Source organism: Mycolicibacterium baixiangningiae, from assembly GCF_016313185.1.
Classification (GTDB): domain Bacteria; phylum Actinomycetota; class Actinomycetes; order Mycobacteriales; family Mycobacteriaceae; genus Mycobacterium; species Mycobacterium baixiangningiae.
The window spans coordinates 4,454,060-4,470,897 of record NZ_CP066218.1 but is presented as its reverse complement, the minus strand read 5'-3'; the positions used below and the strand labels follow the sequence as shown (position 1 = coordinate 4,470,897).

The 16,838-nt window shown below is 65.2% G+C and carries 13 protein-coding genes and 1 pseudogene; 7 read left to right on the top strand and 7 right to left on the bottom strand.

Going from position 1 to position 16,838, the window contains the following annotated elements; all coding sequences use genetic code 11:
* The first annotated feature begins 24 nt into the window (after positions 1-24).
* From alkX to istB, 7 genes and pseudogenes are all read left to right on the top strand, one after another.
* Positions 25-678 carry a TetR family transcriptional regulator AlkX gene (gene alkX / locus I7X18_RS21100; protein ID WP_193045940.1) on the top strand — a complete coding sequence of 218 codons (654 nt, stop codon included), beginning with the start codon at positions 25-27 and terminating at the stop codon, positions 676-678.
* Between the two features lie 57 nt (positions 679-735).
* Positions 736-2,208, top strand: coding sequence for an adenosylhomocysteinase (gene ahcY, locus I7X18_RS21095; RefSeq protein WP_193045939.1), 1,473 nt, complete (start codon positions 736-738; stop codon positions 2,206-2,208).
* Positions 2,209-2,334: 126 nt separating this feature from the next.
* On the top strand, positions 2,335-3,612 hold the full coding sequence (locus I7X18_RS21090; RefSeq protein WP_455429784.1) for a lipase family protein: 1,278 nt from the start codon (positions 2,335-2,337) through the stop codon (positions 3,610-3,612).
* 123 nt (positions 3,613-3,735) lie between these two features.
* Positions 3,736-4,527: a GAF domain-containing protein gene (locus I7X18_RS21085; protein WP_193045938.1), complete on the top strand. Its 792-nt coding sequence runs from the start codon at positions 3,736-3,738 to the stop codon at positions 4,525-4,527.
* 65 nt (positions 4,528-4,592) lie between these two features.
* Complete coding sequence (locus I7X18_RS21080; RefSeq protein ID WP_232375294.1) at positions 4,593-5,630, top strand: tetratricopeptide repeat protein; 1,038 nt, start codon at positions 4,593-4,595, stop codon at positions 5,628-5,630.
* Positions 5,631-5,868: 238 nt separating this feature from the next.
* Positions 5,869-7,230, top strand: coding sequence for a Mu transposase domain-containing protein (locus tag I7X18_RS21075; RefSeq protein ID WP_193048676.1), 1,362 nt, complete (start codon positions 5,869-5,871; stop codon positions 7,228-7,230).
* A pseudogene (gene istB / locus I7X18_RS21070) lies at positions 7,227-8,082 on the top strand (IS21-like element helper ATPase IstB). Before I7X18_RS21075 ends, istB begins: the two are co-directional and overlap by 4 nt.
* 59 nt (positions 8,083-8,141) lie before the next feature.
* On the opposite strand, the gene I7X18_RS21065 reads toward istB, so the two are convergent.
* The 7 genes from I7X18_RS21065 to I7X18_RS21035 all read right to left on the bottom strand — a co-directional run bounded on the left by I7X18_RS21065 (position 8,142) and on the right by I7X18_RS21035 (position 16,715).
* Positions 8,142-8,399, bottom strand: coding sequence for a hypothetical protein (locus tag I7X18_RS21065; RefSeq protein WP_193043937.1), 258 nt, complete (start codon positions 8,397-8,399; stop codon positions 8,142-8,144).
* 434 nt (positions 8,400-8,833) lie between these two features.
* Positions 8,834-9,088, bottom strand: a complete 255-nt coding sequence (locus tag I7X18_RS21060; RefSeq protein ID WP_193043936.1) for a hypothetical protein — start codon at positions 9,086-9,088, stop codon at positions 8,834-8,836.
* A 930-nt stretch (positions 9,089-10,018) separates the two neighbouring features.
* A complete protein-coding gene (locus I7X18_RS21055; protein WP_193043935.1) occupies positions 10,019-10,528 on the bottom strand; it encodes a hypothetical protein in 510 nt (169 codons plus the stop codon).
* Entirely contained in the window at positions 10,525-10,977 is a 453-nt protein-coding gene (locus tag I7X18_RS21050) for a hypothetical protein (protein ID WP_193043934.1), read from the bottom strand. The genes I7X18_RS21055 and I7X18_RS21050 overlap by 4 nt, the downstream gene beginning before the upstream one ends.
* On the bottom strand, positions 10,970-15,691 hold the full coding sequence (locus I7X18_RS21045) for a toxin glutamine deamidase domain-containing protein (protein WP_193043933.1): 4,722 nt from the start codon (positions 15,689-15,691) through the stop codon (positions 10,970-10,972). The genes I7X18_RS21050 and I7X18_RS21045 overlap by 8 nt, the downstream gene beginning before the upstream one ends.
* The gene (locus I7X18_RS21040; RefSeq protein WP_193043932.1) at positions 15,682-15,969 is read right to left on the bottom strand and encodes a WXG100 family type VII secretion target; all 288 of its coding nucleotides are present in this window, start codon (positions 15,967-15,969) and stop codon (positions 15,682-15,684) included. Before I7X18_RS21040 ends, I7X18_RS21045 begins: the two co-directional genes overlap by 10 nt.
* A complete protein-coding gene (locus tag I7X18_RS21035; protein ID WP_193043931.1) occupies positions 15,966-16,715 on the bottom strand; it encodes a WXG100 family type VII secretion target in 750 nt (249 codons plus the stop codon). Before I7X18_RS21035 ends, I7X18_RS21040 begins: the two co-directional genes overlap by 4 nt.
* Positions 16,716-16,838 lie beyond the last annotated feature (123 nt).

Genomic DNA, 16,838 nt, shown 5'->3' with positions numbered 1-16,838 from the left:
ACGGGAGAGGATAGTCTCGCGCGTGTGATCAGCCCGCGCGACCGCCGCGTTCCCTACGCCGAGGCGTCGAGAGTGCTGCTGCGCGATTCGATCCTCGACGGGATGCGCGAGCTGCTGCGGACGCGCGACTGGTCGTCGATCACGCTGACCGACGTCGCGAAGGCCGCCGGAATCAGCCGTCAGACGATCTACAACGAATTCGGCTCCCGACACGGTCTCGCGCAGGGTTACGCGTTGCGCCTGGCGGACCGCCTCGTCGACGCGGTCGACGATGCGATCGAGGGCAACGTCGGTGAGGTGTACGCCGCGTTCCTCGAAGGGTTCCGCGCCTTCTTCACCGAATCGGCCGCCGATCCGCTGGTCATTTCGCTGCTGTCGGGGGAGACGAAGCCGGACCTGCTGCAGATCATCACGACGGACAGCGGCCCGATCATCACCCGGTGTTCGGACCGGTTGACGTCGACCTTCCAGCACAGCTGGGTCAAGGCGAGCGACGAGGACGCCGGAATCCTGGCGCGGGCGATCGTGCGGCTGGCCATGAGCTACGTCTCGATGCCCCCGGAAGCCGATCACGATGTGGCCGGTGACCTGGCCCGGCTGATGACGCCCTTCGCGGAGCGCTACGGTGTTATCGAGCAGGATCCGCGGTCGGCGAAGACGCACCGCCCCGATGGCTAATATGTAACTAAGCTAAGTAATTGCGAACGCGCGCACGAAGTATGAGAAGGAAACCACATGACCACGACTGAGCAGCGACTGACCGTCGATGTCCGCAACGGCATCGACTACAAGGTTGCCGACCTGTCCCTGGCCGAATTCGGCCGCAAAGAGATTCGCCTGGCCGAGCACGAGATGCCCGGCCTGATGTCGCTGCGGCGCGAATACGCCGACGTGGCGCCGCTCAAGGGTGCCCGCATCTCCGGCTCGCTGCACATGACGGTGCAGACCGCGGTGCTCATCGAGACGCTGGTCTCGCTCGGCGCCGAGGTCCGCTGGGCCTCGTGCAACATCTTCTCGACCCAAGACCATGCGGCGGCCGCGATCGTCGTCGGCCCGCACGGCACGCCGGAGGAGCCCAAGGGTGTCCCCGTGTTCGCGTGGAAGGGCGAGTCGCTCGAGGAGTACTGGTGGGCCGCCGAGCAGATGCTGACCTGGCCCGGTGAGCCGGCGAACATGATCCTCGACGACGGCGGTGACGCCACCATGCTGGTGCTGCGCGGCGCGGAGTTCGAGAAGGCCGGCGTCGTGCCGCCCACCGAGGACGACGACCCGGCCGAGTGGAAGGTCTTCCTCGCGCTGGTTCGTGCGCGCTTCGAGACCGAGAAGGACAAGTGGACCAAGATCGCCGAGTCGGTCAAGGGCGTCACCGAGGAGACCACTACCGGCGTGCTGCGGCTCACGCAGTTCGCTGCCGCCGGAACGCTGGCCTTCCCGGCGATCAACGTCAACGACTCGGTCACCAAGAGCAAGTTCGACAACAAGTACGGCACCCGGCACTCGCTGATCGACGGCATCAACCGCGGCACCGACGCCCTCATCGGTGGCAAGAAGGTGCTGATCTGCGGCTACGGCGACGTGGGCAAGGGCTGCGCGGAGTCGCTGGCCGGCCAGGGCGCGCGCGTGCAGGTCACCGAGATCGACCCGATCAACGCGCTGCAGGCGCTGATGGACGGCTACGACGTGGTGACCGTCGAGCAGGCGATCGGTAACGCCGACATCGTGATCACCTCGACCGGTAACAAGGACATCATCACCCTCGAGCACATGAAGGCGATGAAGGATCACTCCATCCTGGGCAACATCGGCCACTTCGACAACGAGATCGACATCGCCGCCCTCGAGCGGTCCGGTGCCACCCGGATCAACATCAAGCCGCAGGTCGACGAGTGGACCTTCGGGGACACTGGCAAGTCCATCATCTTGCTGTCCGAGGGCCGCCTGCTGAACCTGGGCAACGCGACCGGCCACCCGTCGTTCGTGATGAGCAACAGCTTCTCGAACCAGGTCATCGCGCAGATCGAGCTGTGGACCAAGAACGACGAGTACGACAACGAGGTCTACCGCCTGGCCAAGCACCTCGACGAGAAGGTCGCCAAGATCCACGTCGAGGCGCTCGGTGGGACGCTGACCCGGCTCACCAAGGAGCAGGCGGAGTACATCAACGTCGACGTCGAAGGCCCGTACAAGCCGGAGCACTACCGCTACTAGAACACGCTGCGCCGAACGTGCGCTCACCGCGAGAATTCTCCGATTTCCTCGCAGTGGGCGCACGTTCGGCGTTAGGGTCGGCCCGTGGGGCGGGGGATCCGGGTTGTCTGCATCGTGCTGTGCCTCATCGCCGCCACCGTGGTCGCGGCTGGTTCCGCCACCGCCGATGATCCGACGATCGACGACCATCACCCGTACTTCAACGAGGACGAGTATCAGGCGTTCTACACTCCACCGAACCCGTTGCCGCCGGGCGGACCGGGGGAGCTGATCCGGTCGGAGCCGTCGCGCCTGGTGCTCGAACCGTCGGGCGAACTCGGCATGATCATGGCGAACGGTACGCGAATCATGTACCGCAGCAACGACGCTCGTGGCAATCCGAACGCGGTCACCGGCACCTACTTCGAACCGCACAATCCGTGGCCGTTCGGTGGGCCACGCCCGCTGATCGTCTACGGGCCAGGAACCCAGGGGCAGGGTGACCAGTGCGCGCCGTCGCGCCAGTTCAACCAGGGCATCCACTGGTCGCCGTATCTGGACATCGCGTTCAACTACGAGGAGTTGTTCGTCGCGACCATGGTGGCGCGCGGCTTCGCGATCGTCATGACCGATTACGAGGGCCTCGGCACGCCGGGGCTGCACACGTACGCGAACCGTTTGTCGCAGGGTCACGCGATGCTCGATGCGGCCCGTGCGGCGAAGCGGTTACCTGACACGTCACTGAGTCCCGATGGGCCCGTGGCTTTCTGGGGTTATTCGCAAGGTGGGGGAGCGGCGGCATCCGCAGCGGAGATGGCCCAGTCGTATGCACCGGAGGTCGACGTCGTCGGTAGCTACGCCGGGGCGCCGCCCGCCGACCTGAAGGAGCTGTTCCCGTTCATCGACGGCAGCATGCTGGTGGGAGCAGTGGGCTACGCACTGAACGGGATCATCGCGGCCTACCCGGAACACGAGGCGGCGATCCGGGCGACGCTGACCCCGCGCGGTAGCGACCTGCTCTACAAGGTCAAGGATCAGTGCGTCGCCGAGACCCTCACGAAATTCATGTTCCGCCACCTGCAGCCCTACTTCAATCAAGACATCTTCGCGGTCGTCGAGCAGGAGCCGTTCACGTCGCTGTTCGACGAGCAAAAGCTCGGCCGGTCGAAACCCAACGCCCCGGTGCTGATCAACGCCAACCGGTTCGACCCGCTGGTTCCGTGGGCTGCGGCCATGCAGATGGGACGCGACTGGTGCGCCCAGGGCGCCGACATCGAGGCGCGCACCAACGAGCAACCGCCGTTCCTGAACAAGGCGATGGTCAATCATGCGATGCCGATGCTGGTCGACGGTGAACCGGCGATGCAGTGGATCGCCGACCGGTTCAAGGGTGTGCCGACGGCGCCGAACTGCGGGCGGTTCTGACGCCCGACTGTCGGGGATCTTACGTGTCAGTGACTGCCGTTTCGTGCCGATAACCCGGGGTATCCGGCGCTCACAATGACTCAGGAGAGGGCGTGAGATGGCTGTGTACATCGATAGGTGTAGATGTTGAATGAATCGGCGCTGGTGGTGGCGCCGGTCAACCTGATCTCGCACGCTACCGTGCGCAGCGCGGTCAGCCGGTTGCAGGACGACCACGCAATCACCGACGCGGACAAGGCGTTCCGCGCCCTGCTCAAGGTTGCACATCGCTACGACGTCAAGCTGCGACATCTGTCGGCAGCGCTTCTCAACGCGAACGCCGGTGTTGGCCCCGTCACATGCACACCGGCGCCGTCGCTGTCGTTCTCACTGCGCGGCTGTGGCGATGTGCCCAAGCGATCGGACGTATTCACCGTTCTACTCACCACCGCGGTCGATCTCTTCTCCGCTCCTTTGGGTGCGGTACAGATGCGCGACGCGATGCGTGACGGACTGTGCATCGAGAGCCACGCAGGTGTTGCGGCGCTGTTCCGCCACCACTTCAGCTATGTCGAGGGCACCGGCTCGGCCGCCGCCTACGCCACCGCGCACAGCGAAGTCGTGCGCGTCGACGATGTAGCGGTCTCGCGGCTGTACGACTTCAGCGACGTGGAAGTGCTTGCTGAGTGCGGTGTTCAGGCCGAGCTCGCGGTGCCGATGTGCGACGAGGACGGCCGCAGCTGGGGGGCGGTGACGGTCATGTTCGACTCGCGACGTCCGCGCATCGACCCGTTCGCCGTCGAGATGCTGCACGGACACGCTGATTCCTGCGCGCAGTGGCTGCGGTGGTACGACCATGCGGTCATGCCGAAGCTGGTCGGCGCGGTGCACGAGGTTGCGGCGGGGCAGAGCAACCGGGCGGCAGTTTCGGCGTAAGCCGCTGGCCCGTTGGGGTGTCGTAGAGTTCTTCTTGATGACGGCACCTCGGGCAGGAGTGTGCGGTGGCCACGGCCGGTGAGGCCGGCGAGGTCCTGCACGCGGCCGAAAGCTGTTTCGCGGCAGGCGATCACGGGCGTGCCGAAGGAATGATTCGGGCGGCGCTGGCAACAGACCCGCACAATCCACGGTTGTTGACGGCGTATGCCCGCGCGAAGCTGGGCCAGTCCGACTGGGCGGAGGCCGCCGTGAGTGCGCTCGCCGCGCTCGCGATCGAACCCGACAACGAGCACACGATGCGTGTCTACACGCGCGCGCTCGAGATGCTGGGCCGGCTCCAAGACGCGCTGTGGATGGCGGGGCGGACGGTGGCGACGCATCCGTCGAGTCATCAGGCGCACTACGCCCATGCGCGGCTGCTCGCGGCGACCGGTCGGACGGCCGAGGCATTGGCGGTGGTGAACGAGGCGCTGCGGCTCAACCCGTCGGACGTTGACTCCCTGGTGCTCCGCGGGAACATCTTCGCGACGCTCAAGCAGTACCAACCCGCGGAGACCGACTACCGGGCGGCGCTGCACCTGAACCCGGCAGATGCCGACGCGGTCCACGGCTTCGCGTTGCTCGACCATGCGCGTGGCAGGACGTGGAGTGCGGTGCGCGGTTTGCTCGCCGCCGAGCGACTCGATCCGGCGTACCGGGACATGGTGCGGCAGAACGTCGGTGCGATCCTCGGCGGGGTGCTGCGTAAGTCTGCGTGGGTGGTGTTGATCGTCGGGTTCGCGGTGATCGTGGCGTTCACCCTCGACGAAGACGGCCACCCGACGGTCATTCCGCGGATCGTTGCTGGCGTCGGCGCGGTAATGCTGCTCGTGATGTTCGCGCGGGTAGTGCGTGGGATGCCTACCGGGACAATCGGATCAGTGCTCCGGGAACGGCAGATGCTGGTGATTCGAATCGGGCAGTTGGTCGGCGGAGTGGTGTTGGGTGCGGTGACCGCCGCGCTCGGTGCGATGACGCTCCCGGCGGTGCTGGCATCAGTGCTCGTGCTCTCGCTGCCTGTCGTCGTCATTGTCGGTGGGCTGACGGGCGAGCGTTTGTGGTGACGAAGTACAAGATTTATCTGGGCCGGACGTCGGTTCGTTTCTCACGGTCGCCTGGAAGCCCGCTGCTTCGATACGGTTCACCAGGTCGGCTTTCAACTCTTTGACCGCGCTCGTTGAATTTCCTCGCTGACGCTCATCGAAATTCCCCACCCGTGTGGCTCCGCCGAGAAGGGCGGGCCTCCCTCGATGCTGCTGGTGTCTGACGCCAGTAGCTCTGTCGAAGGAGGCCCGCTTTCTCATGCTCACATGGGAGGACGACATGGAAGTACACGCCCTACGAAAACGCGGTTGGTCGATCTCTGCGATCGCCCGCCACACCGGGTTCGACCGGAAAACGGTCCGCAAGTATCTGGCCGGCGGCGCCGAGCCCGGGGTGCGGGCACGGCCGGGACCGAATCCGTTTGATCCGTTCGTCGACTACGTGTCGGCGCGATTGGTCGAGGACCCGCATCTGTGGGCCCGCACCCTCTACGACGAACTCGAAGACCTGGGTTTCGGGCTGTCGTATCAGAGCCTGACCCGCAACATCCGCACCCGTAATCTGCGCCCGGACTGTCAAGCCTGCCGCACCGCCACCGACCGGCCCAACGCGGTTATCGAGCACCCGCCCGGTGACGAAACCCAGTGGGACTGGCTGGAATTGCCCGATCCGCCCGAGTTCTGGGGCTGGGGCAAGAAAGCTTTCCTGCTGGTCGGCTCGCTGGCGCACTCCGGCAAGTGGCGGGCGGTGTTGTCACCGTCGATGGATCAACCCCACCTGGTCGCCGCCATCGACACGATCTGCCGCGGCCTCGGCGGCCTCACCCGGGTCTGGCGGTTCGACCGGATGGCCACCGTCTGCGATCCGGGCTCGGGACGGGTGACCGCCACGTTCGCCGGGGTCGCCAAGCACTACGGCGTATCGGTGGCGATCTGCCCACCGCGGCGCGGTAACCGCAAAGGCGTGGTGGAGAAGGTCAATCACACCGCGGCGCAACGCTGGTGGCGCACCTTGGATGACGACATGACCGTCGAACAAGCACAGGCAAGTGTGGACCGCTTCGCCCGGGTCCGTGGCGACACCAGGATGCGCTTGACCGCCGACGGGCGGTCTTCGGTGGCTGTGGTAGCCAAGACCGAGCCGCTCAGGCCAGTGCCGCCGGCGCCGTATCCGATGATCGTGTCTGAGTCCCGGACAGCCTCGCGGCAGGCGTTGGTGTCCTACCGCGGCAACCGGTACTCGGTGCCCCCGGAGCTGGCCGCCGCGCAGGTGAGGGTCAGCCATCCGATTGGTGGCGGGTACCTCGACGTCGCCACCACGAACGGGATCGTGGTCGCCCGTCACCGGTTGGCCGCTGACGGGTTGGGGGTGATGGTCCGCGACAGCGGCCACGTCATCGCCCTCGACACCGCCGCAATGGCCACCGCCAACACCGGGCGACCACATCGCCGCAAGGAACGCATCCCACCCGGGCCGGCCGCCAAAACCGCTGCCGCGCAACTTCTTAACTTCCCCGACAACGCCAACAGTGCCGTCGAATCCCCAACTAGCTCACCTGATTCCGCTGTCATTGACATGTCCGTCTACGAGCGGGCCGCCCAGAAAAGGACCCTGCAATGACCCCCACCACCCGCACCCCCAAAACCACCACCCGCACCACCGATGCCGACTCGCCAACCGTGGCCGCGAGCCGCTATCAGCAACTGCGTTCACACCTGGCCGAGCTCAAACTCACCGCCGCCGCTGAAGCCCTGCCGGCCGTGCTCGACCAGGCGACCGCCGAGGGCCTGTCGCTCACGGTGGCCCTCGAGCGACTGTTGGCCGTAGAAGTCGATGCCAGCACCGCCCGCCGACTGGCGGGGCGGCTTAGGTTCGCGTGCTACCCACACCGGCTAGCCTGGCCGATTTCGATGTCGACGCCGCCGCCGGTATCGACCGCGCACTCATCGACGAACTCGGCACCTGCCGCTACTGGAGTCAGCAACCAACATTTTGCTCATCGGGCCGCCGGGGACAGGCAAGACGCACCTGTCGGTCGGATTAGCAAGGGCTGCAGCATATGCCGGATATCGGACCTACTTCACCACTGCCGCCGATCTGGCCGCCCGGTGCCACCGGGCCGCCATCGAAGGACGCTGGGCCACCACCATGCGGTTCTACGCCGGACCGACGCTCCTGGTGATCGATGAACTGGGCTATCTACCACTGCCAGCCGAGGCCGCTTCAGCACTGTTTCAGGTTGTGTCCCAACGCTATCTGAAGACCAGCATCGTGATGACCACCAACCGCGGGGTCGGCGCCTGGGGCGACATCCTCGGTGACACCACTGTGGCCGCCGCCATGCTCGACCGACTCCTACACCGGTCTGTGGTCATCAACCTCGACGGCGAGTCCTACCGGCTACGCGACCACCACGCCGCCGCAGACACCCTGCGCCGAGCCACCACCGGCACCCGCCAACCACTACACTGACCGCACCTCACAGGTGGGGAATTTCGGCGAGCACACCTGAGGACGTTCGACGAGCGCGATCACTTCGATCTCGTCAGCCCCGAGATCGACTTGCTCGGTGCCGATCGCCTGGACTTCCCACGACCCGTCGAACTCGCGGTAAAGAAAATTTCGGCGTACTGGCCGCTGGCCTGCTCGATCTTTCGGTAGCCGAACTGCTGGTCCCCGTCGTCGGTCAAGCGTCCGAACTTCCTCAGGCTCAGTTGGGTTCGCAGACGCTCCAGTCCAGATTGGTCAACGTCGCGGTGAATATTGATCACCAAGATGTCGTGCAACATTATCGCTCGTTCCCCCCGTATTGGAGACGCCAGTCTGAGTCTCGGAATTGAGACGAGACCCCCGTCGGCGACGTGTCGGGTGGGCCGGCGCTCCCGAACAACGCAGGAACAACCGGCCGGCCGTACGCTCGGTCCACTCGTCAGCCGATGCTCTTGGGTCGGTTCCGGTGGATCGGACAGCGACTCCGCCGTCAGCTGATACTCGATCCGCTCCTCGTCCTTCCGGATCCGGTGGTTCGTGATGCGCCACTGGTACGGATGGATCTGACGGCCGGCTCGATTGACGCCCGTCTTCTTGACGGTTGTGTGCCGCGGCGATCGGCTCCGGCCAACCCTGGTACACGTACACCTTCTTCAGCTGCTTGAGAGCGAATCCTCCTCGAACAGCCCTGTCAGGGACCCATGGCCCGTCCGCTAGTAGGGAGTCATCAACGTCACGTGAGGATCTGGAGGTCTGCTTCATCGAGCACAGGAAACACAACGTCGGGATAGTCGGAGCGAATGCGCGCGGCCACGCTCTTGAGAAGCTCTAATCCTTCGGGTTTGGTGTCCCACGGGTGAGCAATCAGAAAGTAACGGCCGATGTCGAACTTGTAGTCACCTTCGCTGAACATGACTTTCAAGATGGACGACCCATCGTCGGCGCTGTATAGCGCGAAGTCCCACGGGCTCATCGCAATTCGCTTCAAGATCACTATGCTGACTCCCGGGGTGGTGGCAGGACAACTGGTTCAGGCATGGCGGGTCTCCTCGACTTCCATGTCGGTCAGACCCTCGGCGCGACGATGTCGGTCCAGTCCATGTACTGCTCACCGTTCACTTTCAGTTCTCGAGCTATGTGAGGAGGGCCGACGAGATGGATCGGAGTCCGACCGTCGGGGCAACCGCCGCATCAATGAGACGGTGTGGCTTCGCAGGGACCCGCATACGCGAACGTCGACCACACCGTCGCGGCCCGATATCGGGACTTTCACCCCACGACTCATTCCCTTTCGGGAACACCCGGCGCTCACCACACGCGAATCCATCCGGCACTTCGACCCCTCCATCGGCGCGCAACGCGAGCCAATCGTCACCGCCGACACAATCCGAAGTCTCGTCCCTCGATACCCTGCGGCGGCGCCGGTCGCGGGCAGTTCAGTCATCAGTTGCCCAGGCATTCCACCCTGGCGTGGACACCGCCGTTCGGTCCGCCACATATCAAGCCGTCGTCCCAACCGGAAGGGGGTCCACGAACTCCAGGATGTCGTCGACCTCAGGGATGTGGAGACGCCCATGCGTTTCAAGCTTCCCGGTACGAACCATCCCGGGCTGCCGGCAAGCCCAATCTCCCTGAGTGCCAAGGTAAAAGACAAGAAGCGTCTGCCCGTTCACTCCAACGACGAGGAACGGCTCACTGCGCCACCTGCATACCGTTCTCACGAAGTGCAGCTTGTCTAAGCTGGATCGTGCAACGATACGGACGCCCTGAACCAACGGTATCCGTGACGGAGCGAAGTCGACCGGTGCGGGTTCGCCACGATAGGACCTCAGGACCACGTCTGCACCGTGGACAGCTGCGTGAAACTCGCGGCCGTGGTAGACGGCGTAGTGTCCTGTCGCTCGCGGGCGCTTGAGCGTCATGCTGTCTGCCTCACCGCGGACCATTCACCGGTGCGCGTCAGGACGGCAGATAGCGTTTCCTCGCCCTGCACCGGGATCAGCCACAACTCACCTTCTGCGAGGACACCGCCGGTGATCCAGTATTCGGGAATAGCGAATCCGGGACTGGTGAACCCGTTGCCCGTGTAGGGCATGGAGTAGCCGAGTTCAACACCGTCAGACTTCCCGATGGCACGTGCAAGCGGGCCGTCGGTCGACTGGACACTCACTGTGTACGACATTTGGAATCGTAGGGAGAAGAGCGGTTCGTCGGGCGCGAACAGTGAGCCCTCATAACTCAACCCGAGGGCTTCGTAATATGACGCGGCGCCACGTAGGTGAGCCACATACGTTGCAGGAGTGGCAAATCCATTCACCACGTCAGGGAGTCCGCCAACCAGGGGATCGACGTCGTTCGCCATCAGTCTCTGGCCCTCATGAACTGACAGGGGTTTATGCCAGATCGTCGCGCTGACCGGAGTGCTCACCTCGTCTGCCCGTCTCTCGTACCGCTTGTGCGACCATCGAAGAGCACGTCTTCTGCGTGCTCTTCTACATCCGTCAACTCCGCAACCGGCGCTTTTCCTCGCACCTCGAACTTGTCGGGACGCCGCATCCCCGGCAGTCCGGACACCTCATCGAAGTCCCGCCCCAAATAGACGAGGTTCGCCATGTCGCCCACAATTATCCGAACCTCGAATCGATGACCGCGCCAACTGCAGGTCGTCCGCACTCTGCGCAGATGTTCGATGTCGCTCAGAGGAACGAAACACTCACCCTCGATCCAGTTGTAACGGGAGGGCGCAAAACCGGGAGGCAGTGGTTCGTCGTCGGAGAAGATCCGGACCTCGTCCCGTAGAAGCGACGCGAAGTAGTCGCGACCCTCGTACGTGACGTAGTCACCGCTTGCCCGAATCCCGTACTTGTCGTTATCCATCCGGTTTCACTCGAATCCAATCCTGGCGATGACCGAGAACTGCTATCAACTCTTCGGTGCCGTCGACACTTATCCGGTACATCTCCGCTCCCGGATTCATCCTGGTTCCCCCCGGCAAGAAGTACTCAGGGACCGTAAATCGATCGCTTGCGGTAAAGCCGGTTCCCGTGAAGGGATAACCATATTCCGGATCGTAACTGGGTCCGTGGCCTGCGCGCTCCGACAGCGGGCCATCGGGAACGTGGACCGTGACACCATCCTCGGTCGTGAACCTCATCGCGATGGCGGGTTCATCCGGTCTAAACGGTGAGTTGGGGTACTCGAGTGCCAATCCTTCGTAGAGTCGTTCTGGAGTGTTGAGTGCCTCTGTGTCGCGAGCGGTGCTGACTGACCCGCCGGTTCGATCGGGTGAATATTCATCATCGCCACCGGCGAGCCGAAAGTCAGCCTGTCCGCTGTCGACGATCTTTTGCAATCCTTCGCCGCTGGCCACATCGGGGAACTGGTGACGGAATCCGTAGACCAGTTCTTGCTGGGCGCGATCGAGCCATTCGGCTGGCTGGACGAGCAATGGTTGTACATCCCCCCGAGTGAGACCGCGCTCCTCCAGCCAGGCATCGGCGGCGGCAAAGCGCGACTCCATGTTTCGGAGTTGCTCACTCGACGCCCACACCCGGTGCTGACTACCGTCCTCCAGTTCGACATACCGGTGGTTGGCATCGCCAGTGACGGAGGGTTGGCCGGCATCTGAGTGGGGGTCATCTCCTGGTGCACGGTGGTCGTCAGGTTGGGCGGCAGCGTGCCCGGAGCTTCCATGTGTCCGGTCCTCATGGTCGGCGGCAAATCGACCATCGCCGCCGCCGCTTACACCTCGGTCGTGTCCACTTCCGGCCACACTCCCTGGTTCTGCCGGCTCACCCACTCCGCGTGCGACATCGCCACGGTCGACAACCAATCCGTCGGATCGTGGATGAATGTCTGCTTTTCGATCGTCAGCAGATGCTGTTGAGTCGGCTCCGGTGGGTCGGTCAACGACTCCGCCGTCAGCTGATATTCGATCTGTGTGTCGTCCTCCCGTACCCGCTGGATCGCGATCTTCCATTGATACGGATAAATCTGCCGGCCCGCTCGGTTGACGCCCGTCTGTTTGAACGTCGTATGTGCCTCGGCCACCATCGTCTCCGACCAACTCGGGTACACGTACACGATCCTGGTCTCCGAATCGATCACCAGTCGAGCCATCCCCACTCCCGCGCCGGAGTTCATCTGCTCCGGAGACAGAACTTTCGTGCACACCCACCCGTGGGGGAACTGTTGCACCTGATACTCCTCGGTCGGGGACATCTCCGCCAGATACGCCAGAGCCTGTTCCGTGGTCTTCAGCTCCGCCATGGTGTGCTCCTTGGTTCCATTCGATAGGCGTGAAATGCAAGAACGACGATTGATCGGTCATCCAGGACGGCGGCCGGTCCGAGGTGAGTCCCTGCTGCGGATCCCACCACACCGGTCCGTTCGCACCGTCCGGGTACACCACCACCGTCGCATGAGAACCGCTGGTGACAGGAGAGCCGTCGGGGTGGTAGAGGAAGTCACCGGTCGTCAGCTCGCGCGCATGCCAGCCGTTGTGCACCAGTGCGGCGGAACCTGGTCCCAGACTGTTCATGTACTGATGGAGCGCATCGAACTGGTCCACAATGCGCTGCCCTGGAAATTCGAGCATCTCGCTACGGAGCCAGTCAGCGGCGCGGCGGAGCCCTCCCTCCTCGCCGGTCTGAGTGTCGATCCGGCCGTCTGGCAGCCTGTCGGGCCACCGCGGAGCCGAGACCGTCGGCTCCCCTCTGAATGAGGACAACGCCGACAGCGAGCAGTCGAGACAGTTGTTGGACCGTCCCTGCACCGTCGGGCCGCCATCGTTAACGAGACTCCCGTAGTTATTGGTGCGCGGGTCAGCAAGCCGGATGTACTCGCCGTCAGGATTGCGAAGAGCATCTTCCACCGCGGTCTGGTATGCGGGATTCTCGACGGGCCTCAACTCGTGCGGCCCGTACGTTCGTGCATCTGCGGGATTACCCACCGGGCCTGACTGGTGCGGTGACTGGTCATGTGGCGACCCGGCGTTGTGGTTGGAGCCAGGCGGATCTGGCTGATTGCCTGGTCGATCGCTATTCGAGGCGCCGGTGGTGGTTGGGTGCGCCGCCGTGTGCGATGTCGATGGAGGACTGTCCCGCTTGTCGCCTTCTGGTCGCGATGCGTGTGGCTCCGGTCTGGCATGTGTCGGCTCACCCGCCGCAGTTGCCCCTTGACTTGCCGCGGCCGGAGTTACCGGTGCTGACGGCGTGTGCCCTGGCGCTGGCCCGGTCGCCGTCGGCTGTTGCGCGCGTGGGCTTTCAGGCGTCCGCGCATCCGGTGTGCGACTATCGGATGCTCGGGCATCCGGCGTGCGCGCATCCGGCGTACGAGCGTCGGGTGTCCGCGCGTCCGGTGTGTGCGTCGCTCCCGGGGCGTGTGACGCCATCGGTCCGATGCCGGCCATACCGACCGGCGGGGCTCCCGTAGATTCCTGCCGCCCCGTGTTGCCGTCGTTGGGTGTGTGTGGTTGCTGCGCAGCAGGAGTGGACTCCGCCGGAGTGTGCTCGTGTCCACCATGTTGCTCGGCCGCGGGCGGGTGGGCGACGGGCTGATCAACGGACGTGTGCGAACGGTCATAATCGTTGTGTTCGCCAGCGTTCGAGCGTGTTTCACTCGGCGCGTGATCACCGCCGTGCCGGTCGGGCGACGGCGGCGGGGTGCCGGCATCCGGATGGCTTGCTTCGTTGTGAGCCTGATTCGCCTCCGGCGCACTCGGTTGATGCTGGGTCGGTGGGTGATTGGGTTCCGACGGCGAACGGCCGGCGTCGGGTGACGCCGAGGGACCCGACGATTCAGGCGCGTGGTTGGTGGCAGGCGGCGCAGAATCGCCGGCGGTCGGCGCATGGCTCGGCGGGTCAACAGCACCCGGCCCCGGCGACGCCGGCGACTGCGGTGACGGCCCGTCGGCCCGCCCCGGTCCGGATTCCGGTGGCCCGCTTGGGGTTCCAGGAGGAGCAGGTGGCGGGCCGTCACCTCCGCCGCCGAAGCCGCGACTCTCGCCACCACCCGGGGTGCCCGTCGTCGACCCTGGCGGGTTGGGCGGTCCCGCCGGACCCTCGAGGCCGCGCTGGCTCGAGGGTGCGTCAATACCACCGGGCGCCGTCGGGCCGATCAGGGACTCCGGGATCGCGGGCGTCCGGACCTCCGGCGCATCCGGAAGTCCCGCGCCGACGTTTTCGAGTTCGGGCATGCCGTCCGCACCTCGGGTACCGGGCCCCGAGCCCAGCCCACGCAACCCCGGGACCCGACCGCTGTCCAGCAGGCCCCTGGTAGCGCTGAGGCCCCTGGCCACCGAACCCGTCTTCGACAGTGCGCCGCCCGGAACGAACAGTGATCCGATGTTGAACGCGGCCGCTCCCGCCGCTCGGCCCGGATGGTCACTGGACCATTTGTCCCAAGCCACGAACTCCTTGCCCATGTCGGCCAGGACGCCGGGTAGCTTCGACGGATCCTTGGCCACCGTCATCAAGGTTTGGGCCATGCCCTTCCAGGTCTCGGGGTCGGCCATCGCGACGGTGCCCGCCACGGTGTTGATCAACCCCGTCGTCAGACCCACCTGGAAATCGGTGTACAGCGTGAATCCGTCGGCGAGGGCTCCGCCGACCTCGTCGCCGAGCAGTTCCTCCAAGTGCGGCCGCACCCAGTTCTGCAACGACGTCACCGCGTCGCCGAGCGCGTCGGCGAGTTCCCCTAACAGGCCGACGATTCCTTTGACCTGCCGCTGGAAGTTCTCCAGCACCGTGCCGACGTCTCGGGCGACCTCGCGCAGGATGTCGTCGGCCTCGCCGGTGAAGATCCCCTTCACCATGTCCCACGCGCCGTCCAACGAGATCCGGTCCAGCAGTCGCCGGATGGCGTCCTGGGTCTCTTGCACTCCGCCCGCGAATTCGTCGATGGCCTGGGCGAGTCCGGAGGCTGAAGTGGACATCTTCGACACGGCCTCGCTCAACTTGCCGAGGACTTCGTCGATCTTCCCACCCTCGGGGATCTGTTGTGCCGCCACAACGGCTTTCACCGGTGCGACGGCATCGTCGAAGACCGAAAGGCCCTGACCGAGGTTGCGCCATTGCGCGGCGGTGAGCCGCATCATCCCGGAGTTCCCGGACGGCCACGTCAGGGCTGCGCCCGCGAGCATGCCGCCGGGGATCACGTTCAGGAAGGGCACGATCAGATGCCATTTGGCCGGCGGGGACACCGTAGTCGAATTCGGGCCGGTGGCGGCATCGCCGGGCTTGGTCTCGCTGGGCTCGCTGCCGACACCACCCGCCGGCCCCGATCCGCCGACGGTCGACGCCGCGTCGGCGTTCTTGTAGTTGTGACCCGTCGCCTCGAGCATGAAGCCCACGGACTTGAAGGCGTTCGCCGCATCGGCCAGGCCGGTGGCGAATTCCTGCGCCTGGTCGCCGTATTTCAACCCGAAGTCCAAACCCGCCGGGTCGGTGCCCGAGGCGATGCCGCCGGACACCACCTGGCCCAACGCGTCCGACAGCATGCCCAACTGCGTGCCGAGCAAGCCCATCTGCTTGCCCGCAGCGACCAGTGCGTTGGGGTCGACCTCAATCCGGGTGCCCGCGGCTACTCCCACATCCGGCCGTTCTTCTCCACGGCATCGGCGTAGTTCTTGCGCGCCGTCTCAGCGATCTTCTGTAGTTGCGACAACGCCTCTTTCATCTGTTCGGCACCGTCTTCCCACTGCTGCTGTGCGTGCGCCTGGGCATCAGATGCCTCGCCGTGCCACGTCGCGCGCAAGGCGGCCATCGTTCGGTCGACGTCCTCGAGGACCTCGGCGACGTCGCGCCCGAATTCAGTCATATGAGCGATGGCCGACTGCATCTGAGGAAAACTCACCACCAACTCGGTCATCGCAGCTGATCTCCCAGAAGGCGCGCGCGCTCGGGCGACGGCTTGGCAGGCTCCACGGGGGCGGTAGACCCACTGAGGTCACCGAGTGTTGCCGAATCGCCGGGCGGCTCCTCTTCTGATTCGTCTTTCTCGTCGCCGGCCTGCTGTGCCAGCTCGACGATCTGTTGCGCCAGCGCGGCGGCTTGCTGCGCCAACCCGCCGGCCGCCTGGGCGGACTGTCCGGCGGCCCCCTGCACCGCCTGCGCAGCCGTCGGGACGAACTGACCGAGTTGCGCCGCCGGCGCGCTCGCCGCGGGCGCGCTCGCCGGCGGCGCGAGGTTCATCTGCTGCGCCAGGTCGGCGGTACCGCGCTGACTGCTTGCCGCGCCGTCCGCGCTCTGCCAGGCGGCGGCCCCACCACCGGCAGCCCCACCCGCCGCAGGCGCTCCCGATCCGCCCGGGTCCTGCATCGATGAGCCGAGCGCGCCTGCTGCCTGCTCGTCGGTCTTCGCGTACTCCTTGGCGGCGACCGTCAGCCACTGCGACATCGTCTGCAAACCACGGACGACCTGGCCGGCCCCGCTGTGCCACTTCTCCCATTCGGTCCCGAAGGCCGAGGCGGCCCCGCCCTTCCACCCGGATCCGAGTAGCTGATCGACTTCGAGATCCACCCCCGACAGGCCGTCCTGGAGGCGCTGCCCGGCGTCTGCCAGACGTGACGCTGCCGAATCGAGTTCTGATACGACGACTTCTACCGATTGCCCCATTCGGTGAACCCTCCAGTGACTAGGCGGTCGGCTTCGACTTCGAGAACGGCACATCGCGCGACGGTGCGGCGGGCCGGCGACATACAGCAAACTCCCGGCCGGCTGTTGAGAAGCTTATCGGCG

Bases quoted from the DNA above. Each gene is read 5' to 3' on its own strand.
- ahcY (WP_193045939.1), top strand. From the start codon at position 736: ATGACCACGACTGAGCAGCGACTGACCGTCGATGTCCGCAACGGCATC.
- I7X18_RS21085 (WP_193045938.1), top strand. From the start codon at position 3,736: ATGTTGAATGAATCGGCGCTGGTGGTGGCGCCGGTCAACCTGATCTCG.
- I7X18_RS21075 (WP_193048676.1), top strand. From the start codon at position 5,869: ATGCTCACATGGGAGGACGACATGGAAGTACACGCCCTACGAAAACGC.
- I7X18_RS21065 (WP_193043937.1), bottom strand. From the start codon at position 8,399: ATGTTGCACGACATCTTGGTGATCAATATTCACCGCGACGTTGACCAA.
- I7X18_RS21050 (WP_193043934.1), bottom strand. From the start codon at position 10,977: ATGGATAACGACAAGTACGGGATTCGGGCAAGCGGTGACTACGTCACG.
- I7X18_RS21040 (WP_193043932.1), bottom strand. From the start codon at position 15,969: ATGACCGAGTTGGTGGTGAGTTTTCCTCAGATGCAGTCGGCCATCGCT.
- I7X18_RS21035 (WP_193043931.1), bottom strand. From the start codon at position 16,715: ATGGGGCAATCGGTAGAAGTCGTCGTATCAGAACTCGATTCGGCAGCG.